This window comes from Klebsiella michiganensis, assembly GCF_015139575.1.
Lineage (GTDB): Bacteria > Pseudomonadota > Gammaproteobacteria > Enterobacterales > Enterobacteriaceae > Klebsiella > Klebsiella michiganensis.
In genome coordinates this window covers 1,530,777-1,554,286 of sequence record NZ_AP022547.1, presented here as the reverse complement: position 1 = coordinate 1,554,286, position 23,510 = coordinate 1,530,777, and the positions used below count along the sequence as shown (strand labels likewise).

Annotated in this window: 21 protein-coding genes and 1 pseudogene; 1 reads left to right on the top strand and 21 read right to left on the bottom strand. The window is 60.5% G+C overall.

Annotated features, from left to right (window positions below):
* Position 1: 1 nt before the first annotated feature.
* From eutR to maeB, 18 genes are all read right to left on the bottom strand, one after another.
* Entirely contained in the window at positions 2-1,054 is a 1,053-nt protein-coding gene (gene eutR / locus JLG71_RS07405) for an HTH-type transcriptional regulator EutR (RefSeq protein ID WP_025106630.1), read from the bottom strand.
* 48 nt (positions 1,055-1,102) lie between these two features.
* Positions 1,103-1,585, bottom strand: coding sequence for an ethanolamine utilization microcompartment protein EutK (gene eutK / locus JLG71_RS07400; protein ID WP_014230327.1), 483 nt, complete (start codon positions 1,583-1,585; stop codon positions 1,103-1,105).
* Positions 1,586-1,595: 10 nt separating this feature from the next.
* Positions 1,596-2,255: an ethanolamine utilization microcompartment protein EutL gene (gene eutL / locus JLG71_RS07395; protein WP_109241392.1), complete on the bottom strand. Its 660-nt coding sequence runs from the start codon at positions 2,253-2,255 to the stop codon at positions 1,596-1,598.
* Positions 2,256-2,264: 9 nt separating this feature from the next.
* On the bottom strand, positions 2,265-3,158 hold the full coding sequence (gene eutC, locus JLG71_RS07390) for an ethanolamine ammonia-lyase subunit EutC (RefSeq protein WP_048261025.1): 894 nt from the start codon (positions 3,156-3,158) through the stop codon (positions 2,265-2,267).
* Positions 3,159-3,178: 20 nt separating this feature from the next.
* Positions 3,179-4,540 (bottom strand): ethanolamine ammonia-lyase subunit alpha, encoded by a 1,362-nt coding sequence (eutB, locus tag JLG71_RS07385; RefSeq protein ID WP_004104373.1) that lies wholly within the window; start codon positions 4,538-4,540, stop codon positions 3,179-3,181.
* 11 nt (positions 4,541-4,551) lie between these two features.
* Entirely contained in the window at positions 4,552-5,955 is a 1,404-nt protein-coding gene (eutA, locus tag JLG71_RS07380; protein WP_200914035.1) for an ethanolamine ammonia-lyase reactivating factor EutA, read from the bottom strand.
* Complete coding sequence (gene eutH, locus JLG71_RS07375; protein WP_004114356.1) at positions 5,952-7,184, bottom strand: ethanolamine utilization protein EutH; 1,233 nt, start codon at positions 7,182-7,184, stop codon at positions 5,952-5,954. The genes eutA and eutH overlap by 4 nt, the downstream gene beginning before the upstream one ends.
* 194 nt (positions 7,185-7,378) lie before the next feature.
* Positions 7,379-8,566: an ethanolamine utilization ethanol dehydrogenase EutG gene (gene eutG / locus JLG71_RS07370; protein WP_200914034.1), complete on the bottom strand. Its 1,188-nt coding sequence runs from the start codon at positions 8,564-8,566 to the stop codon at positions 7,379-7,381.
* Positions 8,556-9,395 carry an ethanolamine utilization protein EutJ gene (eutJ, locus tag JLG71_RS07365; RefSeq protein ID WP_032750859.1) on the bottom strand — a complete coding sequence of 280 codons (840 nt, stop codon included), beginning with the start codon at positions 9,393-9,395 and terminating at the stop codon, positions 8,556-8,558. Before eutJ ends, eutG begins: the two co-directional genes overlap by 11 nt.
* Before the next feature lie 10 nt (positions 9,396-9,405).
* Positions 9,406-10,809 (bottom strand): aldehyde dehydrogenase family protein, encoded by a 1,404-nt coding sequence (locus JLG71_RS07360; protein ID WP_004853056.1) that lies wholly within the window; start codon positions 10,807-10,809, stop codon positions 9,406-9,408.
* Between the two features lie 11 nt (positions 10,810-10,820).
* Positions 10,821-11,108 (bottom strand): ethanolamine utilization microcompartment protein EutN, encoded by a 288-nt coding sequence (gene eutN, locus JLG71_RS07355; RefSeq protein ID WP_004853058.1) that lies wholly within the window; start codon positions 11,106-11,108, stop codon positions 10,821-10,823.
* 114 nt (positions 11,109-11,222) lie between these two features.
* Positions 11,223-11,513 (bottom strand): ethanolamine utilization microcompartment protein EutM, encoded by a 291-nt coding sequence (gene eutM, locus JLG71_RS07350; RefSeq protein ID WP_000387720.1) that lies wholly within the window; start codon positions 11,511-11,513, stop codon positions 11,223-11,225.
* Positions 11,514-11,554: 41 nt separating this feature from the next.
* On the bottom strand, positions 11,555-12,571 hold the full coding sequence (pta, locus tag JLG71_RS07345) for a phosphate acetyltransferase (protein ID WP_014230333.1): 1,017 nt from the start codon (positions 12,569-12,571) through the stop codon (positions 11,555-11,557).
* A complete protein-coding gene (eutT, locus tag JLG71_RS07340) occupies positions 12,568-13,371 on the bottom strand; it encodes an ethanolamine utilization cob(I)yrinic acid a,c-diamide adenosyltransferase EutT (protein WP_014839175.1) in 804 nt (267 codons plus the stop codon). Before eutT ends, pta begins: the two co-directional genes overlap by 4 nt.
* Entirely contained in the window at positions 13,368-14,060 is a 693-nt protein-coding gene (gene eutQ, locus JLG71_RS07335) for an ethanolamine utilization acetate kinase EutQ (RefSeq protein WP_014230335.1), read from the bottom strand. Before eutQ ends, eutT begins: the two co-directional genes overlap by 4 nt.
* Positions 14,038-14,517 (bottom strand): ethanolamine utilization acetate kinase EutP, encoded by a 480-nt coding sequence (eutP, locus tag JLG71_RS07330; RefSeq protein WP_009654912.1) that lies wholly within the window; start codon positions 14,515-14,517, stop codon positions 14,038-14,040. Before eutP ends, eutQ begins: the two co-directional genes overlap by 23 nt.
* A 12-nt stretch (positions 14,518-14,529) precedes the next feature.
* Positions 14,530-14,865 carry an ethanolamine utilization microcompartment protein EutS gene (gene eutS, locus JLG71_RS07325; RefSeq protein ID WP_004123425.1) on the bottom strand — a complete coding sequence of 112 codons (336 nt, stop codon included), beginning with the start codon at positions 14,863-14,865 and terminating at the stop codon, positions 14,530-14,532.
* 159 nt (positions 14,866-15,024) lie between these two features.
* Entirely contained in the window at positions 15,025-17,304 is a 2,280-nt protein-coding gene (gene maeB, locus JLG71_RS07320) for an NADP-dependent oxaloacetate-decarboxylating malate dehydrogenase (protein WP_004853066.1), read from the bottom strand.
* A gap of 289 nt (positions 17,305-17,593) precedes the next feature.
* Here maeB and tkt point away from each other — a divergent pair, with 289 nt between their 5' ends.
* Positions 17,594-19,588 carry a transketolase gene (tkt, locus tag JLG71_RS07315; RefSeq protein WP_042945780.1) on the top strand — a complete coding sequence of 665 codons (1,995 nt, stop codon included), beginning with the start codon at positions 17,594-17,596 and terminating at the stop codon, positions 19,586-19,588.
* Here the strand turns inward: tkt and JLG71_RS07310 are convergent.
* From JLG71_RS07310 to aegA, 3 genes and pseudogenes are all read right to left on the bottom strand, one after another.
* A complete protein-coding gene (locus JLG71_RS07310) occupies positions 19,557-20,624 on the bottom strand; it encodes a DUF1176 domain-containing protein (RefSeq protein ID WP_032720557.1) in 1,068 nt (355 codons plus the stop codon). The two genes, tkt and JLG71_RS07310, sit on opposite strands and share 32 nt — an antisense overlap.
* A gap of 65 nt (positions 20,625-20,689) precedes the next feature.
* Positions 20,690-21,287: pseudogene (gene nudK, locus JLG71_RS07305) on the bottom strand (GDP-mannose pyrophosphatase NudK).
* A gap of 58 nt (positions 21,288-21,345) precedes the next feature.
* Entirely contained in the window at positions 21,346-23,310 is a 1,965-nt protein-coding gene (aegA, locus tag JLG71_RS07300; RefSeq protein WP_025106618.1) for a formate-dependent uric acid utilization protein AegA, read from the bottom strand.
* Between the last annotated feature and the right edge of the window lie 200 nt (positions 23,311-23,510).

The window sequence follows — 23,510 nt, the reverse complement described above, 5'->3', positions numbered from 1 at the left end:
ATCACGCCCACTGCCGCATCCGCTGATGCAGCGTCAGCGACGGTTTCTCGGCGAACAGCTGCTGATAATCGGTAGCGAACTGGCCCAGGTGCCAGAATCCCCACTGCATCGCCGCATCCTTAACCGTCGTGCTCTGCGACCACGGGCTAATCAGCTCCCGGCGCACCGCGTTTAAACGAATGCGCTTCAGCCAGGCGTTCGGCCCGATCCCCAGAATGGCGTGAAAGGCGTTTTGCAGCGTACGGCGGCTGACGTGCAGCTGCTGACATAAATCGAGAACCGTCAGCGGCTCCGACATATTCTCCAGCACGTACTCCCGCGCCCGGGAAAGCAGACGCCGATAGCTCTGGTGGCTAATGCTCTCGGCGGTAATCATCGGCTGCGCCTCCTCCAGCATCGCCCCCATCGCCAGCAGGAGATTATCGCCCAACACCTTACGCACCGCGGGCTGATGAAGGTTCTCCGGATTCTCGCTAAACGTCGCCAGCGCCTGCTGCACAAAGCCCCACAGCGCCGCCTTGTGCTCCTCTTTGACCTCCAGCGCCGACTGGTTACGCAGCATATGCAGCACCCGCTCCGGGTGATGCAGGAAGCTGGCCTGGCGGGAAATGACATCCTCCGAGATCACTACGCCCAGAATGGTGTAATCATCCGGCGTGCTGAGCTCAAACTCGGTGCCGCCGGGTCGGGTGGCGATTTCGGCGCTGCCGAGGCACTGTGAGCCAATAAACCCCTGCTCGCCGCGGGTTGCCGGAATACCGAACCAGAAGGAGTTCGGCCACACCAGGCAGGACTGACGCAGCGCCAGGCCGGTATATTCGCGAAAGACCTGAATATCATCGAGCAGGATTTCGGTAAATTCACCGTGAAATTTCCCCGGATGCAGCTGATCGTAAATCTGCTGCCAGGCGGTAATCGTCAGGGCATGTTCATAGACATCGGTGGTCCGCCGCTGATGGACGTTGTCCACCTCGACCATCGGCGTCAGTTTAACGTCTTCGGGTAATGCTTCATGATAAAGATGGTGCAGGTTGGCCGGTTTTTTCTTTTTCATGATCTGATAAACCGGGAGCGCTTTCGCGTTCCCGGCACCTCCGACTGGTTAATTTTTTAAGCGATAGCGACTACTGCGTTTACGCAACGCTCCGGTAGAAAAGAGCTGCTCCAGCGCCTTCCTGGCCTCTTCAAGCGACCAGCCGAAATGGGCGGCCACCTCCCCTGCCGTCATTCCCTGACGCGTCGAAGAGAGCAGCGTCAGCAAGGGTTCTGAGGATTCCACGACCACCGGCGGCTCCGGCGTTTGCGGCAGCCGTTGAAAACCGGCGATCAGCCGCTGGGTATCCTCTTCCGGGCGTCCAATCTCCCGACGGCTGATAACGCGCCCCGTACGCTGCGCCGCAGCGCTGCCGGCATCCAGCGCCGCCCGGCATGCCGCCAGGTCGCCTTCCACCACCAGCGTCAGCCTGCCGGGGTCAAGAACCTCATGGCTGAGCAGCCGCACGTTGGCCGCCTTCAGCATCGCATCCGCCGCGTCAACGGCGGCCACCATGCCGTCCACTTCCAGTAATCCCAGGGCGTTGATCATCGCTTCCCCCTTACGCGCGCTGGATTGGATGACGGGCAATATCCAGAACGGCATCGGTAAAGGCGTTACAGGCGGCTTTACAGGCGGCCTGGCTTCCCGTCAAAAAGGCGGCGGAATAGTTGGTTTCCGACGGCGGCGGCACGTAGGTCACCAGCTGCACGTCGGCCGATTTCATTGCCGCATCGATACCGAAGGTCGCCTCCAGCGGCGGCGCCACCAGATAAGCGATCGGATCGCCCAGCGCAATGCCGGAGGTAGACGAGAGATAAGAGCCGGTACGCGACACCACGTGCGCCAGAAACGCCGTATCTTCGGCATCGTTGGCCCACTGGAACGCGGCCCCAGTTTCGATATGCGCCACCATCGCATCCAGACCGGCGCGCACTTCCGCCGGGTTCGGGCCGCCCAGCATAATCAGCACTTCACCTGCGGTTGGCGAAGGGCCGTGGGCCGCGCCGGCGTAAAGAGAACGACCGTAGATCACTTCCACCATCGCCTGTTTTGTCGCTTCGTCAGCGGCAATATAAGTCACATCATCCGAATCCGCCGTGATGAGTCCGAGGCTACGTATATGCGGCGGTAATTTAAGCTCGCGGGCAAAGCCGTCATTCACTGAGGCAATCACGCGCATGGCCGTCACCGAAGGGCGAATTAAATCTAATGCAGGCATGATGCCTCCTTACCGAGTCATGTTGATGCCGGAAGCCTTCTGCTCCAGCATGCGTTTGGCCAAATCGACAATCACCGCCGCGGCTTCTACCGGGGGCGTGCCGCCCTGGTGAATATTGGAAATACAGGTCCTGTCCGCTTCGACGGTGGTCGCTACGCGCGGCGAATACACGGCGTAACAGGAGAGGCTTTCCGACTGCCCCAGCCCCGGACGTTCGCCTACCAGCAGGATGACCACCTTCGCGCCGAGAATTTCGCCAATCTGATCTTCAATTTTGACCCGCCCGTAGCGGACGAAGAACGGCGTACCGACCTTCAGTCCGGCCTGCTTCAGGCCCGACAGCAGCGGCGGCAGGATCTCTTCATAGTTGACGGTAATCGCGTCGGTAGAGAGTCCATCGGATACCACCACCTGAACGTCAGGATTCGCCACGCACTGCGCCTTCAGCGCGTCAATCGCCTCCGGACTCAGCCGACGGCCCATATCCGGGCGCGTCAGGTAGAGGTTTTTGTCGCTAATTTCGGAGCGCACCTCCAGCAATCCCTGGGTTTTCACCCACTCCTCCGGTACCTCTTTCAGCACCGTATCCTTGGAGCGCGAGTGGTCGGCGAGGAAGCGCAGCAGCGCGAGGGTGCGCGGACGCGGACCGGCGCGGCCGGTACACACGCGCGCCGCGGTGCTGCGTTTCAGTTCGGCCAGCACTTCCGCACGATGCGGCTGCTGCACGCCAATCCAGCCTTTCGCCTCTGGCGAACCTAAATCCAGCACGCAGCTCTCCGCCGCGACCTCGCACCGGCTGGCGCACTTCGTCACCGTCGCCTCAGGCGCTGCTGCTGCCGTCTGCGGTTGTCCCATTGACGCCATCACGCTACGTACAATTTCTTCAATCTGCTTTTGATCCATCATGTGTCATCCCCGCGTCATCAAAAGAACAGTGACGGATCGCCCGCCCGTTGGGTCAGACGACCGTTTGCCATAATGCCCATGGTTTCCAGCCAGCGTTCGAACTCCGGCGACGGCCGTAGATTCAGCAGCTGACGGACGGTAGCGGTATCGTGAAACGCGGTGGTCTGATAGTTGAGCATGATGTCGTCGCCGAGCGGCATGCCCATGATGTAGTTGCAGCCGGCGGTGGCGAGCAGAATCATCAGGTTTTCATTGAGGTTCTGGTCGGCGTCGGCATGGTTGGTGTAGCAGCAGTCGCAGCCCATCGAGATGCCGCTCAGCTTGCCCATAAAGTGATCTTCAAGACCGGCGCGAATAATCTGCCGATCGTTATAGAGGTACTCCGGCCCGATAAAGCCCACCACGGTATTGACGAGGAACGGATCGTAGTGCCGCGCCAGGCCATAGTTGCGCGCCTCCATCGTCACCTGGTCGGCGCCGAAGTTCGCGCCGGCCGACAGCGCCGAGCCCTGCCCGGTTTCAAAGTACAGGCAGTTCTCCCCGGCGATACGGTTAAACTCGGCGCCGACCGCCCGCGCTTCATCGAGCATCGCCAGCTCCACGCCGAACTCTTTTAGCCCCTTTTCGCTGCCGCAGATGCTCTGGAAAATAAGCCCCCCCGGGGCGCCGCGACGGATCGCTTCAATCTGGGTGGTAACGTGCGCCAGCACGCAGCCCTGGGTCGGGATATTAAACTTGTCGATAACGCCGTAGACGGTATCGAGGACGCGGGTCAGGTTCTCCACGTCATCGGTTACCGGGTTAACGCCGATCACCGCATCGCCCGCGCCGAACGAGAGCCCTTCGTAGATTTGCGCGGCAATGCTCTGCACGTCATCGCGGGTATCGTTCGGCTGCAGGCGGCAGCTAAAGGTGCCCGGCAGGCCGATGGTGGTGTTGGCTTTTTTAATCACCGGCATTTTCTTCGCGCCGTAGATCAGGTCGGCGTTGGAGCAGACCTTCGCCACCGCCGCCACCACTTCTGAGGTCAGCCCTTTGCGCACAAACGCGATGTCATCGCTGGTGACCTCATCGTTAAGCACGTATTCGCGCAGGTCGCTGATAGTCCAGTTTTTAATCCGCTGATAGGCGGTTTCGTTGACGTCATCCTGAATCAGGCGCGTCACGCAGTCCTCTTCATAAGGAATCACCGGATTGTTACGAATATCGGCGACCGTCATATCGGAGAGCACCTGCTTCGCCGCCACGCGCTGCTGCGAACTTTCCGCCGCCACCCCCGCCAGCACATCCCCCGAACGCAGTTCGTTGGCTTTAGCCAGCACCTCTTTTACATCCTTAAACTGATAAACATTGCCGAACAATGTGGTCTTTAGTTTCATAAGTCGTTCCCTCAGGAAGGAAATGCGAGTGATTTCACCGTCACCGGCACAACCGATCCGCCAAAAAGAGGCGTACCAATGTCGATATAGTCCCCCGCCCGTACGCTCACCTCATCGATGACCGCCAGCGGGAGTTGTTGCAGCTGCGGGCGCAGCAGCATGCCCAGCGCTTTGCCAAAGTCCTGCTCGGCCACCACCAGCAGGGGATGCGGGTTGGGAAAGCGCGCGACAAAAGCCAGCAGCGCGTCAATCACCACCAGCAGGGCGGCGTAGCGCACCGGCAACGAAGCAGGAAGCGCCAGCACGTAAGCATCCGATCCCGGATCCAGATCGAGCTGCATCAGCGCCTGCTGCCAGGCGCTCAGCAGATCGGCTTCATCAAGCGGGATCGCCACCGGCAGATTGCGCAGCGGGAGCTGAACCCCCTCCAGCCAGATGGTGCTGCCGGAAAGCGAGAGCGTGTGCGCGCCGGCGCCAATCACCGTGGCGCGTACGGTTTGCGCCGGGAACTGCACGTTCATCTCCCGCAGCCGCGGATGTTCATGCAGCGCCGTGGCCAACAGTGGCCCAATATCAGAAAAACAGAACGGATCCGCGGGCTGGTTGCGGTAGCACTCGCCCACTCCGCCGGAAAGGGTTATCACCTCGGGTACCGCGCCTGCGGGCAGCAGGCCGGTTTGCATCAGCCGTTGCGCCAGCGGAGAGAGCGTGCCGTCGATAACTTCGACGATCAGCTCCGCCATCCGCCGCGCTACCTGCGCTAACTGCGAAGCACTCAACGCGCGCACATCGGCGCCTGCGCCAAAAACCTCATCGACGATCATTTGTCCCGGCTGATGGACATAAACCACCCGCCCCTGGCCGTCGGTCTCCAGCAGGCGCCCGCCAACGTTCAGGCAGGCGGTGGCGCTGATTTTTCCCGCTTCAAACAGCGCGTAGTTTGAAGTACCACCGCCGATATCAATGTTCAGCACCCGGCACATCCGCTGTTCAGAAAGGGTTTGCGCCCCGGCGCCGTGACCGGCAATCACCGACTCCAGATGCGGCCCGGCGCTGGCCACCACAAAGTCGCCGAGCGACTGCGAGAGCGCCATCACCGCCGCCCTTGCGTTACGGGTTTTCGCGCTTTCGCCGGTGATAATGATCGCCCCGGAGTCCACCGATTCGGGGGCAACCCCGGCAGCCTGGTACTGCGCCAGAATCAGCGCCTTGAGTTCGGCCTCCTTCAGACCGCCCTGTTTATCAACCGGGGTAAAGAAGACCGGGCTTTGCCAGCTAATTTCGCGTTTGATGAATTCGTAGCGCGGCACCTGCGACACCGCCGCACGGTTAACCAGCTCAAGGCGGGAGAAGATCACCTGAGTGGTGGTGGTGCCGATATCGATACCGACGCTCAGCAGCTGGCGAGTTTTCACGATTGCGCCTCCGCTTCGGTTGTTGCCGCCGCCGGTGCGTTTTCATCTTTCGGCACCAGCAGCATCGCTACGCCAATGGCGGTGACGCCGCCGATCAGCTTGCCGACGATCATCGGGAAGATCATGGCGTTCATGTTGGCAGCGGCGAAGCCTAAGTGGTCGCCCAGCGCGAAAGCGGCGGAGACGGAGAACGCGCAGTTGATGACTTTGCCGCGGGTATCCATCTGCTTCATCATGCCGAACATCGGGATGTTGTTGGCCAGCGTCGCCACCATCCCGCCGGCAGCCATATTGTTGATTTTCAGCAGATTACCGACGCGCATCAGCGGCTTTTCAAACCAGCGGGTCAGCAGCAGCACCATCGGATAAGCGCCGAGCAGCACGCAGGAGATCGAGCCAATGACTTCAATGGCGCGCATCACCTCGCCGGGCTGGTCGCCGGGAGCCATAAAGATCGGGTCGAGCCCCGGGATCAGATCCCAGCCGAGCAGGAACTTGATGACCGCCGCGGCCAGGCCGATGGTGATCAGCGCCACCAGAAATTTGGCGAAGATCTGGAAGCCGTTGATCATTTTTTCCGGAATAAACTTCAGCCCCAGCGCCACCAGCACCGCGACGATAAGCACCGGGATCATATTCATCAGGATCAGCGCGAAGGTGAACTCCACCGGCTGTCCGTTAATCTCCACGCCGGAGTACATGGCCACCAGGCCGCCGGCGATGCAGCCGATTGGAATCGTGACGATCCCGGCCAGCACGCCCAGCGCCAGGTAGCGGCGGTCGGAGGGCTCGATGATGCCGAGCGCGACCGGAATGGAGAACACCAGCGTCGGCCCCATCATCGCCCCGAGGATCAGGCCGGAATAGAGCCACGCCGCCACGTCGCCGCCCGCCAGCTCTTTAGCGAGGAAGAAGCCGCCCATATCGCAGGCCAGCAGCGTTCCGGCGAACATCGACGGGTTGGCGCCGAGCATTTCATACAGCGGAATTATCACCGGCCCGAGCAGGTGCGCCAGTACCGGCGCCAGCGCGGTCATCCCGACCATCGCCAGGCCCAGCGCGCCCATCGCCATAAACCCCTCTTCGAACTGGCCGCCGGATCCTTCGATGCTTTTGCCAAACTTGCCGAGAAAGCGCGCCGAGCCGCCAAACTGCGACAGGATCCTGTCCACGGCGGCAATCAGCATAAAGAACATCATGATGTACATGATGATTTCGTTAATTCCCATAGCCTTTACTCCCTGTCATTTATGATTTGTAGATACTGTGAACGCCGGGGCATTAACCACGCTCCGGGGGCTTTCCCGGGTCGCGGCGTGAACGCCTTACCCGGGCTACGGAATAGCAGACGGCTGCGATCCTGTAGTCCGGCTAAGCGCAGCGCGAGCCGGGACAGCCACACGCCTCCGGGAAAATGGCCGCATCAGCGCGCCGCCGCGTACAGATCGATAATCTGCTCCCGGGTGGCGGTGCGTGGATTGGTGCGCAGACAAATGTCCTCCTGCGCCGCCTGCGCCCATGCGCTGAAATGTTCGGGCTTCGCCCCGGCGTCAGAGAGTCGTTTGCTCAGGCCGACTTCGGCGATCAGCGCCTCAACGGCGGCAATAGCCTCGTGGTCGTCAGTTTTTTTAGCGGTCAGCGCCCGGCCGATCTGGCTGAAACGCTCGCGGCATACCATGCGGTTAAACCGCATTACCGTCGGCAGCAGCATGGCGTTGGCCTGCCCGTGTGGAATATGCAGCGCCGCGCCGGGCTGATGCGCCATCGCATGACACAAACCCAGACCCGCGCTGGAAAAGGCCATTCCCGCCATACAGGAAGCCAGCAGCATGCTTTCGCGGGCGGCGAGGTCGTGGCCGTAGCCCACGGCCTTCGGCAGCGCCTGGCCGATCATCGCTATCGCGCCAAGCGCCAGGCTATCGGTGAAGGGCGTCGCGTTGAGCGCGCTGTACGCCTCAACGGCGTGGGTCAGCGCGTCAATCCCGGTCATCGCCGTCACTGGCGGCGGAACGCCTTCGGTCAGGGCGGCGTCGAGAATCGCCACGTCCGGCATGAGCGAGGCGTGGGCCAGCACCTGCTTGCGCCCGCTGACCGCATCGATAATCACCGTCACGTTGGTGGTTTCCGAGCCGGTTCCGGCGGTGGTCGGCACCGCAATGAGCGGCAGACGCAGGCGCAGTACGCTGCTTTCCGTCATCGCGCTGAGCGTCTGCTCCGGGTTGGTGACCAACAGCGCGACCGCTTTCGCCGCGTCCAGCACCGAACCGCCGCCAAAGGCCACCACGCCGTCGCACTTCGATTCGCGCAGCTGCGCCACCGCCGCGCAGACGTCGGTAATGCACGGCTCTCCCGGCGGACAGGGCCAGACGGTCATCGCCACCCCCTTCATCGCCAGGCTGCGCGCAAGCCCGGCGGTCATTCCCGCCTGATGCAGGAAACTGTCGACCATCACCAGCAGATGGCTTACGCCTCGCGCTTGCGCTTCCTGACCGCAGGCGCTCAGCGCGCCGAGGCCGCACAGCGTCACCGGCGGCACGCTGAAGGTTTTCACCCGCTGCAGATTCAGGGTATCGAATGCCTGAAAGAGCGCCGTCTGCAGTTCAGCTTGCATAGATTCCCTCCGCTTTCTCTCTCCCGCTGTTGGCTATCGCCAGCGGGGTCATAAACAGGCTGTGCTGCGGTAAATGCACCCGTAATTCCGGGAAGCGCTTGCGAAACAGCGCGTCCACGCCCGGCTGCATACAGGAGCCGCCCGCCAGCCATAAATCAGCAATGCCCTGGCCTTCGATATGGTGAGCAACAATCTCAGCCATCTTTTCGTATACCGGCTTCACCACCGGCCAGATCTCCTGGACGTTGCTGCGCTTGTACTGCTCCGCCTCTTCCAGCGGCATGCGGCGGTTACCGGCAAGGGTCAGGGAGATATGGTGACCGCCGGTCGCTTCATCGGCGGAGTACGTCACCTCGCCCCTTTTGACGATAGCGATCCCGGTGGTGCCGCCGCCGATATCCACCACGCCCGCGTTGTCGAGCTGTAGCAGATCCGCCACCGCGGTCGGTTCATCCAGCACGTGGCTAACTTCCAGCCCGGCAGATTCGAGTACGTTGATCGAAATACGCGGGTCGGTGCCCGGCGGAAACGAGGTCGCCGCGTGGCTGAAGCGACAGCCAAGCTGCTGTTCGAGCGTATCGAGATGGCGGCGCACGATGGTGACGGCGCCGAAGAAATCCCAGACGATGCCGTCACGCACGACGTCAGCCCAGTCCAGACACACCGCCACCGGCTGCCCTTCGCTGTCGACAACCATCGACACCACGTCGCAGGTGCCTAAATCCACGCCCAGCCACAGCGGTGATTCACTGGCGGCAGGCGTCTGATTACACAGGGCGGCCGCTTTTTGCAGTCTGGGGGTGAGCCAACGTTGTTCGTCGTGTGCCATGAGTCATCCCTTATACAATTCGGAAGGCATCCACCAGCACGCAGCGCCGCAGGCGAACGAAGGTGCGCGCGCTGGTCACCCCCTCCCCGGTTGGCGTGGTGATGGTCATGGTGGTCCAGCCCTCTCCGCCCAGCCCGAGCCCGGCGATGCACGGCCCGTTTTTAACGAAAATGCTGGTATCAATGGCGTTCGCCATCTGATTCATGTTGTCGATATTGCGCGAGTGCATCGCCGCCGTGTGGTGGCAGCCGCCCTCCAGCTGCACCGCCAGCGCGATAGCGTCATCGACGCTGGCCACCCGTACGACAGGGAGCACCGGCATCATCAGTTCCGTCACGGCAAATGGATGGCTGGCCGGGGTTTCCACGAACAGCAGGCGCGTCTGCGGCGGCACGTTCAGGCCGATGGCGGCGGCAATCTTGCTCGCGTCACGTCCCACCCAGTCACGGCTGACCGTACCTTTGCCGCGCTCATCGATATTCTTCAGCAGCACCGGCTGAAGCTGCTCGGCCTGGGCCGCGCTGAGCTTCACCGCCTGCTGGCCTTCCATCAGGCGCATCAGCTCGTCGGCGACGCTATCGACCACAATCAGCACCTTTTCGTCGGCGCAGATGATGTTGTTATCAAACGAGGCGCCTTTGACGATGGACCGCGCGGCGCGCGCCAGGTCTGCCGTTTCGTCAACCACTACCGGCGGGTTACCGGCGCCGGCGGCAATCAGACGTTTATTGGTATGCTTGCGCGCGGACTCCACCACCGCTTCACCGCCGGTGACTACCAGCAGGCCAATACCGGGGTACTTAAACAGCCGCTGGGCCGTTTCGATGTCCGGGTTCGCCACGGTGACCAGCAGATTGGCCGGACCGCCCGCGGCAATCACCGCCTGGTTGAGCAGCATAATCGCCCGCTGGGAAACCCTTTTCGCCGCCGGATGCGGGGCGAACACCACGCTATTGCCCGCGGCAATCAGGCTGATGGCGTTATTAATTACCGTCGCCGCCGGGTTGGTGGAGGGGGTGACCGAGGCCACCACGCCCCAGGGCGCGTTTTCAATCAGCGTCAGGCCGTTATCGCCGGTGAGCACCTGCGGAGAGAGGCACTCCACGCCCGGCGTGCCGCGCGCCTGGGCCACGTTTTTGGCAAATTTATCTTCAACGCGACCCATGCCGGTTTCGCTGACGGCAAGCTCCGCTAATTCTCTGGCGTGTTTTTCGCCCGCCTCACGGATGGCGTGAATCGCCAGCTGGCGCATCGCCACGCTTTTCAGCCCCTGCTGGGCCACCTTTGCCGCCGCGACGGCGTCATCCAGGGAGGCAAAGACGCCCATCTCATGAACGGCGTCGTCCGGCTGGCTGCTGGCCGTCATTTTCAGCAGTACCGCTTTCACCACCTGTTCAATATCCTGTTGATTCATGATGTTCAGTCCTATTTATGGAAAATCACCTGACCGCCGGCCACCGCTTCATCGACGATACCGATGACGCACAAATCGACAGGAGACGCCTCGCTGCGGTGTGCCTGTCGCGCCGAGCTTCCGCTCACCAGCAGCACCCATTCGCCGGGCCCCGCGCCGATGCTGTCGATGGCGACGGCGCACTGCCCGTCGGGCTTGCCCGCGGCATCAATCATCTCCACCATCAGCAGCTTGTCGTGCGCCAGCCCCTGATGGCGGACGGTGCAGACAATCTGTCCCGTGACGACTGCCAGTTTCATACCGCCTCCCTGAATTGCGTGGTAAGTCGTGGGCCGGATAAGCGCAGCGCCATCAGGCAATGGCGCGCGTTAATGCCGGAGGGCAACGCTGGCGCGTCTTATCCGGCCCGACCATCAGATGTTGCTGTCGCCTTTAAAACTGATGGGGAACACCTCCTCCAGATCGCCGTGCGGACGCGGAATCACGTGCACCGATACCAGCTCGCCGATGCGCTGCGCCGCAGCGGCGCCGGCATCGGTAGCGGCTTTGCAGGCCGCCACGTCGCCGCGCACCATCGCGGTCACCAGACCGCCGCCAATCTGCTTCACGCCAACCAGCTTCACGCGCGCGGCTTTCACCATCGCATCAGAGGCCTCAATCAGCGCAACCAGGCCCCGGGTTTCAATCATTCCTAATGCTTCCATTGTGTTTTCCTCTTACTTAAGGGGGTCCAGAACGGGACCGTTCATTCAACCTGCGTGGGTAAGCGGCACTCGCCGCTTACGTCACTCCGGCGCGGCACGGCTGCCACTAACGCCAGTTCGATAATTTCCTGCACGCTACAGCCTCGGGAGAGGTCGTGGAGCGGTGCGGCCAGCCCCTGAATCAGCGGCCCGACCGCACGATAGCCGCCCAGGCGCTGGGCGATTTTGTAGCCGATGTTGCCGGCTTCCAGCGACGGAAAAACCATCACGTTGGCCCGCCCCTGCAGCGGACTGGCGGGTGCTTTTTGCGCGGCGACCTCCGGTACGAAGGCGGCGTCAAACTGCAGTTCGCCATCCACCATCAGCTGCGGAGCGCGCTGACGCACGATCTCTGTGGCCTGCTGTACGTTGGCGACGTTGGGATGACGGGCGCTGCCGCTGCTGGAAAACGACAGCATCGCCACCCGCGGCTCCTCGCCGGTAATGGCCTGCCATGTCTCCGCGCTGGCGATGGCGATATCCGCCAGCTGCGCCGCCGTCGGCTGCGGCACCACGCTGCAGTCGGCAAATCCCAGCGCCGGTCCGACGTACTGCGGCAGCATCAGAAAGATCGACGACAGCGTTTTGCAGCCCGGCTGAAGGCCAATAATGCGTAATCCGGCGCGCAGCACGTTCGCCGTCGAGGAGAGATTGCCGGCAATACACACGTCGGCCTTCCCGGCGCTGACCATGGCGGCGGCGAACATCAGCGGGTCGTTGAGTTTTTCCTCCGCGTCCGGCGGCGTTTTTTCTCCGGCGCGGGCAAGCCAGCTCCGGGCAAACGCTTCGCGCATTTGCCGGTTGCTGTGCGGGTCGACGATCTGCATACCGTCCATCGGCAGGCGGTGGCTGAGGGCGAACTGGCGCAGGGCAAAAGGGCTGGCGATCAAAATCGGCTTTGCCAGCCCCTGCTGCTGGAGGTAGTGCGCCGCTTTGAGGACGCGGATATCCAGCGCGTCCGCAAACACCACCCGGGCGGGCGAACGCAAAGCCAGTTGACGGGCGCGTTGAATAATCATTGCTCCCCTCCCAGACGCTGTTGGATCTGACTGACGGTTAGCGGATGTTTCGCCACGCTTAAAATCATCATCACGTAGACGGTGCTGGAGAGGCGGTTGAGCGCCTGCAGAATGTCCGGACGTAAGACCTCAAAACTGCGGGTAATAAAGACCTGCGCGGCGACCGTTTCCGTTTCGCGTATTTTGCTTCGCAGCAGATTGAGCAGCGCGGCATCGCGGCCGTGGCCGGCTTCCGGCACCAGATGATCGTGGTCGAGATAGCGCAGCGGCTGGTGGGAAAGGCGATGCAGTTCATCCTCGTTCAGCCCGACGATAGACTGCGCCGCCAGCGGTTCACCCACGGCGTCGGCGCGCATAATATTGCCCAGGCGCGAGCGGATATCCGCCAGCCAGGGCTGCCAGGGCTCCGCCAGTTCGATTTGCAGCCATACCGCCAGGGCGATGGTGGCGTCGAGGGCGGCGCGAAAGCCCAGCCGCGGATCGCTTTTGGCGACCATTTTTTCCGCCGTCAGATGGGTCAGGGTGTCCGGTTTTTTGTCTACCGGCTGGCGGCACAGTTCGCAGCAGGCCTGCGGATGCGTACCGCTGCTGGTTAAACCGTGTACCGGCTGCGGCTGCTGCGCGTCGTCATCGACAAACAGGCTGCCCTGCTCGTCGAGAAACTTAATGCGCAGACGGCGGCTTTCCAGCAGCTCCCGGGCCGAAGGCGTCAGACGGGCGTCGGCGGGCAGATGAATTTCTGCCCCTTCGCTGAGCGTATGGTTCGCTCTGAGCCAGGCTTCGGTAATAAAATCTTTCATAGCGATTGCCAGTTCGCAGGCCAGGCGACGTACAGAAAGCGCACGGTCGACGGCGTGCCGAATTCTATGCTCGAACCTTTCGGGATAAACATCACGTCCCCGGCTTTGGCCACCATGGTTTCGCCTTCATGGCGCACGTGGAGTTCGCCCTCCAGCACCATGTCGACCTCGTCATAGTTCAGCGTCCAGGGGAAGAAGGCGTTTTCCCACTGCATAAACCCGGCGGCCATGCTGCTGCCGTCCTGCTCGGTGACCAAATCCGTTAAGCCGACGCGGTGCGGTTCGGCACCGTCGAAGCGGCCGAATTTCACGCTGCTGCCGTCAATGACCTTTACGCCGCCTTTACCGGTGACCGCCTTAAAGCTGGGCTGCATCGCGTCCATTCCCAGCGACTGCTTCTCCTTCATCACTTTTTCCATCAGCTGCGCCACCAGGCTTTCGGTAAACTGCCCTTCCGGCAGCTGCGCGATAATGGTTTCGCGAATGCGCTGGCTTTCGGTTTTTTCCTCTGCCGCCGGGACTGCCGGCTCTGGCGCGGATTCATCGCACTCCTGGATGGCGACGCCCAGCAGCTCCGCAACTTCGCGGGCTTCCGGGGTGATGATGCTGGCGCGCAGCACAACCGATATTTCCTCTTCGCCTCGCGCGTGGGCCGCACGAATATCGTTAGCTGTGATAAGTTTCTTCACCTGCCCCTTCCTCCTTTTGGCTGAGCTCACTCAGGTAATTCACCAGATGCTCTACGCTTTGCGGGTCGTGAGCGTTGAGTTCGAAAATCGGCTCCTGAAACCCCATCCCGTACAGCAGTTGCCGCACCGCGGCGACGTCGGCGTCCGGCATATCCGTTTTGCTGATCGCGGCGATATGTCGTTTATTCGCGCCAATATCCAGTAGCCCGGCGGGTAAGCGACTTTCGGTATCATTTGCCGCGTGGACATAAATCAACGTATCGACATCCTGCAGCGTGGTAATTAATGCGTGGTACCAGCGCGGATGGCTGAAATATTCCCCCGGGGTGTCAATATCGCCTTTCTCGTTAAATTCCACGGCCTGCGTTTTTCTCGCGAGGGAATAATTTCCCTGCAACGCATTAAATAGCGTTGTTTTTCCCGCGCCCACCGTACCGACAAATGCAATACGTTTCATTGCCGCCTCTAATTAGCTTTTGGTTAACTCGCAGAGGGTGTAATTTAATAATCGGCCAAGCCCGCTCACCGTCTGCAGCAGCGCCTCTTCTACCGCGCCGACCGAGCCGTAAATCACCAGCGCGCCGCTAAACCGGTCGAGAAAACCGATATGCACATCGGCGGCCTTCATCGCTAAATCACCGGCGATCATGGCGGTTTCTCCAGGGGTTAAGGTCATAATGCCGATAGCGCCGGATTCGGGAACGCCGATCTTTTTCGCCAGTTCTGCCCCAGGGTGCGCAATCAGATGCGCCAGCGTCACCTGCTTGCCGGGTACAAATTCCTGAATGATGCGTTCTTTATCCATGGCTCACCGCTCCGCTAAAACTTGCGCTTATCGTGACAAGTTTCCGCTGGAGTAAATAACAAAATTCGGCAAGTTGATTTGAAAGGTGAGATAGATCACTTATAAACAGAAATAAAAAAGCGCGGGAGAATTCCCGCGCCTGAAATAATTAAATGAAAATTACAGCGGCTGAGTTTGCGCTTCAACAACCGCCAGCGCGACCATATTCACGATACGCCGTACCGAAGCAATTGGCGTCAGGATATGCACCGGCTTTGCGACGCCCATCAGCACCGGTCCGACGGTGACGCCTTCAGAGCTGGAGACGCGAAGTAAGTTGTAACTAATACGCGCTGCTTCCATATTCGGCATCACCAGAATATTGGCCGAACCTTTCAGCGGGCTGTCCGGCATCCGCTCATTACGAATGCTTTCCACCAGCGCGGCATCGCCGTGCATTTCGCCATCGATCATCAACTCCGGCGCCTGCGCCTTCACCAGCTCCAGCGCCTGGCGCATTTTGCTGGCGGACGGGCAGTCCGAGGAACCAAAGTTCGAGTGCGACAGCAGCGCCACCCGCGGTTCAATCCCGAATCGACGAACGGTTTCTGCCGCCATCAGGGTGATCTCGGCAATTTGCTCCGGCGAGGGATCGTGGTTGACGTAGGTGTCGGCGATAAAGGTGTTGCCGCTCGGCAGCAGCAGCGCGTTCATCGCCCCGGCCGCATGAACCCCTTCGCGGTAGCCAAACAGCGGCTGAATGACGCTGTAGTGCTCGTGATAGTCACCGATGGTGCCGCAGATCATCGCATCGGCTTCGCCGCGCTGCACCATGATCGCGCCAATGACCGTAGTGTTGCTGATCACCGCCCGCTGCGCCTGCTCCTGGGTGATCCCGCGCCGCTTCATCAGGGTGTAATATTCATTCCAGTACTCTTTGAAACGCGGATCGGATTCGTTATTGACGATCTCAAAATCAACCCCGGCTTTGATCTGCAGTCCCAGTTTCTGGATGCGCATCTCAATGACGCCGGGACGACCGATCAGAATCGGTTTCGCCAGCCCAAGGGAGACCAGCTCCTGAGTCGCGTGCAGTACGCGGGTATCTTCGCCTTCCGCCAGTACCACCCGCTTCGGCTCTTTGCGCGCCTGCGAGAAAATCGGCTTCATAAACAGGTTCGTTTTGTAGACGAACTCGCTGAGCTTCTCGATGTACGCATCAAAATCGGCGATCGGGCGGGTCGCGACGCCGGAGTCCATCGCCGCTTTCGCTACTGCCGGAGCAATCTTGACGATCAGCCGCGGGTCGAACGGCTTCGGAATGATATATTCCGCGCCGAAGCTCAGATCCTGATCGCCGTAGGCGGAGGCCACCACTTCGCTCTGTTCAGCGTGCGCCAGCTCGGCAATCGCGTGCACCGCCGCCAGCTTCATCTCTTCGTTAATCGCCGTTGCGCCGACGTCCAGCGCGCCGCGGAAGATGAACGGGAAGCACAGCACGTTGTTCACCTGGTTCGGATAGTCGGAGCGGCCGGTACAGATAATGGCGTCGGAGCGCACCTCTTTCGCCAGCGGCGGCAGAATCTCCGGCTCCGGGTTAGCCAGCGCCAGAATCATCGGCGCGCGGGCCATTTTCTTCACCATCTCCTGAGTCAGCACTTTCGGGCCCGAGCAGCCGAGGAAAATGTCCGCCCCGTCAATCACGTCATCCAGCGTGCGTTTGCCGCTGTCTTCGACCGCATAGGCCGCTTTCGTCTCCGCCATATTCGGCTCGCGGCCCTTATAGATAACGCCTTTCGAGTCGCAGACCACGATGTTGTGTTTCTGCATCCCCAGCGCCACCAGCAGGTTCATACAGGCAATCGCCGCCGCGCCCGCGCCGGAGACCACCATCCGCACGTCGGAGATGTTTTTCTCCACCACCCGCAGACCGTTAAGAATCGCCGCGGTACTGATAATCGCCGTCCCGTGCTGATCGTCATGGAAAACCGGAATATTCATGCGCTCGCGCAGCTTTTGCTCGATGTAGAAGCACTCCGGCGCTTTAATATCTTCAAGGTTGATACCGCCGAAGGTCGGCTCCAGCGCCGCGACGACGTTGATAAATTTGTCCGGGTCCAGTTCATCGACTTCAATATCGAACACATCGATACCAGCGAATTTTTTAAACAGAACGCCTTTGCCTTCCATCACCGGCTTACCGGCCAGCGCGCCGATATTGCCCAGCCCCAGAACGGCCGTGCCGTTGGAGACCACCGCCACAAGGTTGCCGCGCGCGGTATATTTATAGGCTGCCAGCGGATCCTTCTCGATTTCCAGGCAGGGCGCGGCGACGCCCGGCGAGTAGGCCAGGGCCAGATCGCGTTGGGTAGCCAGCGGTTTGGTCGGGGAGACCTGGATTTTTCCGGGGACCGGGAATTCGTGGAAATCAAGGGCGCTTTGTTTTAACTGCTCATCCATTTTATCGTTCCTTTCACGTATCGATCGTAGGGGGTGAAACGTTATCGCGTACCTGGTGTTCACCCTAAAGGGCCACCTAGTATCTCGCCTGACGGCTTCGTAAACTTTGAACACCGCCAAACTCTCGCCATAACAAAGTTATATTTGTTATCGATTTATATTGTTTATGTAACTTAGTTTCAGAAGCAATGATAGCCCCGTCTGCTATGCTTTTTAGTTATGCAACTCATCACCCTCTCTATCCTAATCCAATAAAAACTCATGTAACCTATTGTTTCAGGAGCACATTATGTCCCGTAGAGAACTAGCCAACGCCATCCGCGCCCTGAGTATGGATGCAGTCCAGAAAGCCAACTCCGGCCACCCCGGCGCGCCAATGGGTATGGCCGATATCGCCGAGGTGCTATGGAACGATTTCCTCAAGCACAATCCTGAAAACCCGCAATGGTACGATCGCGACCGCTTTATTCTCTCCAACGGCCACGCGTCGATGCTGCTTTACAGCCTGCTGCATCTGACGGGCTATGACCTGCCCATCGAAGAGATAAAAAACTTCCGTCAGCTGCATTCAAAAACCCCGGGCCACCCGGAGATTGGCTATACGCCGGGAGTGGAAACCACCACCGGTCCGCTGGGGCAAGGACTGGCGAATGCCGTGGGCCTGGCTATCGCCGAGCGCACGCTGGCGGCCCAGTTTAATCAGCCAGATCATGAGATCGTCGATCACTTCACCTACGTGTTTATGGGCGATGGCTGCCTGATGGAGGGGATTTCTCACGAAGTGTGCTCTCTGGCGGGGACGTTAGGACTGGGCAAGCTGATCGGCTTCTACGACCACAACGGCATTTCCATTGATGGCGAAACCAAAGGCTGGTTTACCGATGACACGGCAAAACGCTTTGAGGCCTATCACTGGCATGTGGTGCATGAAATTGACGGCCACGACCCCGAAGCCGTGAAGAAAGCGATTCTGGAAGCCCAGAGCGTGAAGGACAAACCCTCGCTGATTATCTGCCGTACGGTGATAGGCTTTGGTTCGCCGAATAAAGCCGGGAAAGAAGAGGCCCACGGCGCGGCGCTGGGAGAACAGGAAGTGGCGCTGGCGCGCCAGCAGCTGGGCTGGCATCACCCGGCGTTTGAGATCCCGAAAGAGATCTACCGGGCCTGGGACGCGCGTGAAAAGGGACAAAAGGCGCAGAAAAGCTGGGAGGAGAAGTTTGCCGCCTATCAGCAGGCCCATCCGCAGCTGGCGGCGGAGTTTACGCGGCGCATGAGCGGCGGACTGCCTGAGTCGTGGAATGAAACGACGCGGAAGTATATTGCCGATCTGCAGGCTAACCCGGCGAAAATCGCCACCCGCAAAGCTTCGCAAAATGCCCTCGATGCCTACGGCCCGCATCTGCCGGAACTGCTGGGCGGCTCCGCTGACCTCGCGCCCAGCAACCTGACCATCTGGAAAGGATCGACTTCGCTGAAAGAGGATCCGGCGGGTAACTATATCCACTACGGCGTACGCGAGTTTGGGATGACGGCCATCGCCAACGGCATCGCGCATCACGGCGGGTTTGTCCCCTATACCGCCACCTTCCTGATGTTCGTCGAATATGCCCGCAACGCGGCGCGTATGGCGGCGCTGATGAAAGCGCGGCAAATCATGGTCTATACCCACGACTCCATCGGTCTCGGCGAAGATGGTCCGACGCACCAGGCGGTAGAACAGCTGGCCAGCCTGCGCCTGACGCCAAACTTCAGCACCTGGCGACCGTGCGATCAGGTGGAGGCCGCGGTGGCGTGGAAGCTGGCGGTCGAACGTCACAGCGGGCCGACGGCGCTGATCCTCTCAAGGCAAAATCTGGCGCAAATGGCGCGCACGCCGGAGCAGGTACAGAATATCGCCCGCGGCGGCTACGTGCTGAAGGACGCTGGCGGCAAGCCGGACCTGATCCTGATAGCTACCGGTTCGGAAGTCGAGATCACCGTGCTGGCGGCGGAGAAGCTGCTGGCCAAAGGGGTGAACGTGCGCGTGGTTTCCCTGCCATCGACCGACGTGTTTGATGCCCAGGAGGAAGCCTACCGGGAATCGGTCCTGCCGTCGGACGTCAGCGCCCGCGTCGCGGTTGAGGCCGGCATCGCCGACTACTGGTATAAGTATGTGGGGCTAAAAGGCAAAATCGTCGGCATGACCGGCTACGGTGAATCGGCCCCCGCGGATAAGCTCTTCCCTTACTTCGGCTTTACGGTTGAGCATATCGTTACCGTGGGGGACGAGGTACTGAACGGGTAACCCAGAGCGTGGGCCAGGCGTCTGGCCCCTGCCAGTTATCGCACTGCGGCTGCCGCGCGTAGCGTACCAGGCTAAACCGCTGGCCGTCATAGCGCCAGCGCGTTTGCGTCCCGCAGTCGCCGGGCGCGCGCCCTTTATCCAGCGTCACCAGTTCCTGGCGTCGATCGTCGTAGCGGGCGTTTACCAGTTCGACATCGCGCGGCCCGTCGCCGGGGGGCTGGAAAGGCAGAGTGAGCCGTACCGGATGAGCAATATACGGCCGCTGGCGCGACACCAGCCAGGCCAGCCAAATGGTGTTGTAGGCGCCCGCTTCGCAGCTGGTCATCAGCAGCACCCTATCGTCGGTCAGCGCGGCAACCCGCACCTCGCGGCGAAACGGATCCAGCGAACAGGCGCTGCTGTTCATGCGCTCGTTGCCATAATCCATGAGATCGTTAAGTTCATCGCGGCTGAGGGGGGACTCCGCCACGTCGATTCTCGCCACCGAGCGCAGCGCCGGGGCGGGCGGAACGCTGAGCGGCGGCTCTTCCCCCTTCCCTACCCACGCGGTTTCGCTCCCCACGCGCTTCTGCCGGCTATCGATAAACAGCAGGGCGGCTTTCAGCCCCTGTAAAGAGATGGCCTGCAGGCCATTTTCGAGGGTTATCGCCTTTGCTGCCTGCACCTGCTGCAGAAAGGCATCAATGGTGACGCTATCGTCGGTTTCAAGCAGTTTGTCGGCGATCTGCCAATGTTTATCGCCCAAAGACAGGGGTTTACCATCGAGGCGAAGGCGCGGCGCAATCGGCGCCAGCGCCGCGACCGGATTGCCCACGCCGCCGAGTTCAATGCGCAGGCTGGCGCTGGTAGCCGCCCCGGCGCTGCGGGTGAGGGTCATGACCAGGCCGTGATGCAGCCCGACGTTGCGGGCCACGCAGAAGTTCTGATTGTTGCAGGTTACCTGCCAGTCATTGAAGAGCTGTTGTGCCGGCGCCGCCCGCACCAGCGACGTCGGCAGTAAACCGAAAAGCAGAAACAAAATAACCCGATGCAACATGAGCGGCACAACCCCGGAGAAAACGCCATACACAGCGGCTATGTTCACCAGCGGCGAGGTTTTACTCAATCGGATTTATCAGAGATCCCCGTTCATCAGCCCGGAGGTTTGCAAATATTGCAGCAGGATCACCGCTTTGCCATCGCGGATCTCCCCGTTCGCCATCATCTCCAGCGCCCGATGATAAGGGAGCTCCAGCACCTCAATATCTTCATCATCAACGCCGCCGCCATCGTTGGCCCGCTGAGTATCGTTATATTCGGCAATAAAGAAATAGATAAGCTCGGTGACGCCGCCGGGCGACATAAACAGTTCAAACAGTTTGCGCACTTCACCCACTTCGAAACCGGTCTCTTCAATGGCTTCTTTGCGCACGCACTCCTCCGGCTCATCGCTGTCCAACAGCCCGGCGCAGGTTTCAATCAGCATCCCGTCTTCGTTGCCGTTTATCCAGGTCGCGATGCGGAACTGGCGAACCAGCACGACGGTCTGCTTATGGCGGTTATACAGCAAGATGGTAGCGCCGTTGCCGCGATCGTAGACTTCGCGTCTATGGCGAACCACGCTGCCGTCGCTGCGCGTCAGTTCATAGGTCATGTTGCGCAAAAGGAACCAGTTTTCGGAGAGGATTTTATCTTTGATAATGTTGATATTGAGTGACATACGAGCCCCACAGCGTGAAATGACGATTCCATACTACGCTGTGAAGCCCGCTTTGTCGTCAGTGAAGCGGAATCGATTTAACCTCGAGGAAGTCCATTATCCCCTGCGCCGCGTGGCGGCCTTCCGCCATGGCGGTCACCACCAGATCGGCGCCACGCACCGCATCGCCGCCGGCAAACACTTTGCGATGGGTGGTCTGGTAGCGGTAGCGGCTTTCCACATTGGCCTTGATTCGACCCCGGCTATCGAGCTTAACGCCCACCGATTCCAGCCACGGCATACCGTGCGGATGGAAACCAAAGGCCATGATCACCGCGTCGGCGGGCATGACAAACTCGCTTCCGGGGATTGGCGACGGGCTGCGGCGCCCCTGAGCGTCCGGCGCGCCCAGCCGGGTACGCAGAAAGCGTACGCCGTTGACGTGTCCCTTTTCGTTCAGCTCCAGGGTGACCGGCTGGACGTTAAATTCAAACTGCGCCCCCTCTTCGCGCGCGTTTTTCACCTCTTTCTTCGAACCAGGCATATTGGCTTCATCGCGACGATAGGCGCAGGTAACCTGCTTCGCGCCGTGGCGCAGCGCGGTACGCACGCAGTCCATCGCCGTATCGCCGCCGCCGAGCACCACGACGTTCAGCCCTTCGGTGTTGACGTAAGGCTCTTCCGGCAGCTCAAGCAGCCCCATCACCTGTTTGGTGTTGGCTATCAGGAACGGCAGCGCGTCATATACGCCGGGCGCGTCTTCATTCGGCAGATCCGCTTTCATCGAGCGATAGGTTCCGGCGCCAATAAATACCGCGTCATAGTCATCAAGCAGCGTCGTCAGCGGGATATCTTTGCCTATCTCGCAGTTCAGCTCAAAGCGCACGCCCATCTGGGTAAAGATTTCCCGCCGCCGGGCAAGCAGAGATTTATCCAGCTTAAAGGCAGGAATACCAAAGGTCAGCAGACCGCCAATTTCCGGGTGACGGTCAAAGACCACCGGACTCACGCCGTTACGCACCAGACGGTCGGCGCAGGCGAGCCCGGCAGGACCCGCGCCGATAATCGCCACCCGCTTGCCGCTTTCAACGACCTGAGAAAGATCCGGCCGCCAGCCGTTGGCCAGCGCCTGGTCGGAGATATAGCGTTCAATGTTGCCGATAGTCACCGAACCGTGCTCATCGCGCAGCGTGCAGGCCCCTTCGCACAGGCGATCCTGCGGGCAGACGCGGCCGGTAATTTCCGGCAGGCAGTTGGTCTGGTGAGAAAGCTCCACGGCGGCGGAAATATCCCCCTCTTTCACGCGTTCAATCCACTGCGGAATATGGTTATGCAGCGGACAGGTCCATTCACAAATGCTGTGCTCGCCGCACGTCAGGCAGCGCTCCGCCTCGCGGTTGGCCTGCCCGGCGCTGAACGGCAGATAGATTTCGCTAAAATTGGCCTTACGCGCCTCGGCGGATAGCTTGTCGGGCTCGCCGCGCGGCGGCGTCGCGGCCATCTGCGCGACTTTGCCTGCGGAGCAAGGCGCCATCGCCGCACCGGGGTGGCCAAGACGCGCCGCGCGCTGACGCCGCTGTTTCGCCAGATTCACCAGCGTGCTGTCCGTTGCCAGCACCAGCGCTTCGGCCGGGCAGTTTTGTACGCAGGCGGGCCCCTCTTCGCGACCGCTGCACAAATCGCATTTATGCGCCGTCGCTTTGACCCTCTCCTCCTGTACCGGCGTCAGGACGATTTGCATCACGCCAAACGGGCAGGCAACCATACAGGATTTACAGCCGATGCATTTCTCCTGATTAACCTGGACGCTGTCGTTAAGCTGGCTGATGGCGCCATTGGGACAACTGCGGGCGCACGGCGCCCCTTCACAATGGTGGCAGGTTACGGCGTTACGTTTTTGCTCGTTTTTGATAACCGTAATGCGCGGCAAAAAACGCTGCGGGGTCAAAACATGCTGCTCATCGTTGTGCGCCATGACGCAGGCAACTTCACAAGCCTTGCATCCGATGCACTTATGACTATCGCTTAAAATAAAGTGGTTCATGACATCCTTCAGTCTTCGTGGTGAATAACCCCTCAATTCGCATGCTTATCTATTACCCGACAAAACGGTGCCGGAACAATGTGCATTTGCACAGGTTGCCGATTTTTTGGTAATAACCCGAGGTGGATCAATTTTTTTGACTTAAATGAAATCACGTTTTATTTAGCTAAGTAATAATGCGCTACGTATGCGCCACCGCG